This is a genomic window from Pseudomonas weihenstephanensis (assembly GCF_016812185.1).
GTDB lineage: Bacteria > Pseudomonadota > Gammaproteobacteria > Pseudomonadales > Pseudomonadaceae > Aquipseudomonas > Aquipseudomonas weihenstephanensis.
This window is the reverse complement of record NZ_JAAEBV010000018.1, coordinates 1-2,961: the sequence shown is the minus strand read 5'-3', so window position 1 is coordinate 2,961 and position 2,961 is coordinate 1. Positions and strand designations below refer to the sequence as shown.

Below are 2,961 nucleotides of genomic sequence, written 5' to 3'. Positions count from 1 at the left end.
GCCCCAAGCGCTGCCGATTGACGTGTTGGCCTGGTACCAATGCGACCACTTGGGCACGCCGCAAGAACTGACCGACCCCAACGGCCAACTCGCCTGGAGCGCGCAGTACAAAGCCTTGGGTGAAATAAAAGAACAGCGTTCGGAATGGGCACAGCGTGAGGGGCTGACCAACCCGATCAGATTTCAGGGGCAGTATCACGATCACGAAACGGGGCTGCACTACAACCGCTATCGGTACTATGATCCCCGGGTTGGGCGGTTTATCAGCAAAGACCCGATCAGCTATGCGGGTGGGTTGAATCTGTATGCGTATGCGCCTAATCCGGTTGGGTGGGTAGATCCGCTGGGGCTTAATTCCTGCCCTTGTAAAAGTGACTGCGAGAAAATTCTTGCCGATGCAGGGCTAGACGTCGACACCCATGGCAATCTCACTAAACGAAACAAAGGCACTCAATATGACTCTCACCATATCTATCAAGACAATACAGTGACCTCCGTACCCGGTTATAAACACCGCGAAGCGATAGCCATAACATTACAAGGCAGAAATGTTGACGGTACAACGAGAGGTACGCAGCATTACAATGCCTCCCAGGTCCAAAACAATAGTGCTAATGGCGGCCTATTGGGCTCCGAAACTGTTATAGCTTTTAAGGCCTTACGATCAGCAGGCATTGGCAGTCCAGAATCAAAATGTGCAGTTCTGAAAGCGCGAGGCTACTTAAGTGGTCTTGGAGCAACTTCCGGAACATCAACAAACCTCCCAAAAAATAGAAGAGGTCGATGACAATGTTTATTAAAAAAGAAAAAGTATATGAAGCCGCTTACAGTCTGATTGAAGACTTCATGGATGCATTTAATGAAAAAAGCACGGCCAAACTCAAGACTGAGTTCGGCATGACACCGGCAATATATAATGAGGCGCGCGAATACCTAGATGACTATTTCAACACTGACCAATACCTCCTTAAGCCGCCCCCAAAAAAAGGGGCATCCCCACATCTTCTAGAAGACAACCTATTGGATATCTACGGTACCGATGAAGAAACTGATTGTTGGAGAATAAACTGCAGGCTATTTAGTGAGCAGGGCGAAGAAGAGATTTCAGCAAACTTTGATCTTTTTTATGACAAAGAACAATTCAAGCTGAAATATCTATATACCGCCTCCTAAGAATTTGAGTGGAGCACAACGATAGTTTGCTTTGATACCGCTGCCGAGCACGACGGCGTTATCGCAGGCAATCATACCTCCACACTGACCCCGACGGCAGCCGATAGCGGGCGAAGGTACTTATTGATGCGCCCCTTTTTAATGAGCCATATTCGTTGGTCTAAGTTAGCAGCATCTACTCTGACAACAGCATTACGGTGGGGCTGGACAACATGAAACGCGCTTGTGGTGCTAGGTCGCCACAGGTTCGCATCCATATACGACTTGCTCACGGTTCAGCAGCCGCACCAGCGCTCTTTAACAAACAAACATCACCAGCATTTGCCCCGCGTCGCCAATGCGTGCACGTCGTATGTAGACGCGCGCCAAGTTTGGCTCCCTTTTCACCCTTGATGCTGGGCACAAGGAGTGCATAGAGCAGCAGCACGAATACGACGTACACAACCAGCGTATCGCCAAGACTCGCCCCGATGGCCACAGAGTCAACTGGCTGACCAATCAATGGGATAGACGGGGTGGGTATTCTGTAGCAACCATTGAAAGCGACTTTAGTGAAATCAATATATTTAACAAGCTTGCAACTAACTCCGTAAAAAACAATGCAACTTTATGAGTTTCATAGTTCTTTATCCAAACCAAACTTCAAGGGTGACTCGGTAGCTTTTTGTCGACTATTGAGGTATTTGTCTAAAATTGACGCTGCTCGTTGAGCAACAGTTTAATTCTAATCTCACTATAGAATCAGCCAGCTAATTCGGTCAGATAAAGCTGAAAGATATTTCAGACATGATGCCAAAAAGCAGCAGTTGGCGCGGTCGAAATTCAAGATAACCAGAGAGGCTCAACAGTGAAAGACATCATCCGCCTAGGCGACACCACCACCCACGGTGGTGTCGTACTCGAAGCTTTTCCCAATACCGACCTCAACGGCAAGCCCATTGCCGGGGGCGGTCACAAGGTCAGTTGCCCGTTGTGCAAGGGGATTTTCCCGATTGCCGAGGGCAGCGCCACTTCTTCCGTTGACGGAATTGCCGTTGCCCTCGACGGGATGAAAACCGCCTGCGGGGCCAGTCTGATTGCCAGTGGCCCTAAAGGGACCGTAAGCCGTTGAATGGCGGCAGCGTTCTTTAAAAAACCAGCTTGCATATGACCAGTCCGCGCTACTAGGCGCGACTATCAATACGATGCCGCGGGCCGCTGTCCTACCGCTACGACCCGGTGGGCCGCCTGCTCAGCGCCACCAGCCGCCTGGGCGTCGAAACCTTCGCCTTCGACCCGGCCAGCAACCTGCTGGACAACAGCGTGGCCGAAATCCGCCGCCCGTTGGATCAAGACCCGAAACGCAACACACTGATGGACAACCTGCTGCGCGAATACGCCGGCATCCACTACGAATACGACGAACGCGGCAACCAGATCCGCCGCTGGCACAACGGCCAACAAAGCCAAATGCGCTGGGACCTGTTCGACCGACTGGTGCGCTTTGAAGACAACACACTCAGCGTCGACTACACCTACGACCCGCTGGGGCGGCGCATCCACAAATACTCCAACGCCCACCACAAGCATCGCCCGGAAGCCGGCTCGCACTGGAACCAAAACGAACAGGCGCGCAAACAACGGGAACTGGGCTGCGGCTTCACCCTGTTCGGTTGGGATGGCGACACCTTGGCCTGGGAAAGCAGCCCGGCCCAGGCCGATGGCACGGCGGGTAAAACAGTCCACTACCTCTACGAACCCGGCACCTTCGTGCCCGTGGCGCAGGCCATGCGTCATCAACCGATCCGC

The 2,961-nt window shown here is 52.2% G+C and carries 3 protein-coding genes and 1 pseudogene; all 4 read left to right on the top strand.

Annotated features, from left to right (window positions below):
* The coding region (locus GYN01_RS22430) for an RHS repeat-associated core domain-containing protein (RefSeq protein ID WP_238936415.1) at nt 1-787 on the top strand (787 nt) is incomplete at its 5' end.
* 2 nt (nt 788-789) lie between these two features.
* Nucleotides 790-1,173: a hypothetical protein gene (locus GYN01_RS22160; protein WP_125828572.1), complete on the top strand. Its 384-nt coding sequence runs from the start codon at nt 790-792 to the stop codon at nt 1,171-1,173.
* Nucleotides 1,174-2,020: 847 nt separating this feature from the next.
* Nucleotides 2,021-2,284, top strand: a complete 264-nt coding sequence (locus GYN01_RS22155; RefSeq protein WP_048366173.1) for a PAAR domain-containing protein — start codon at nt 2,021-2,023, stop codon at nt 2,282-2,284.
* 77 nt (nt 2,285-2,361) lie between these two features.
* Nucleotides 2,362-2,961 (top strand): annotated as a pseudogene (locus GYN01_RS22150) (RHS repeat-associated core domain-containing protein); the annotation flags it as partial.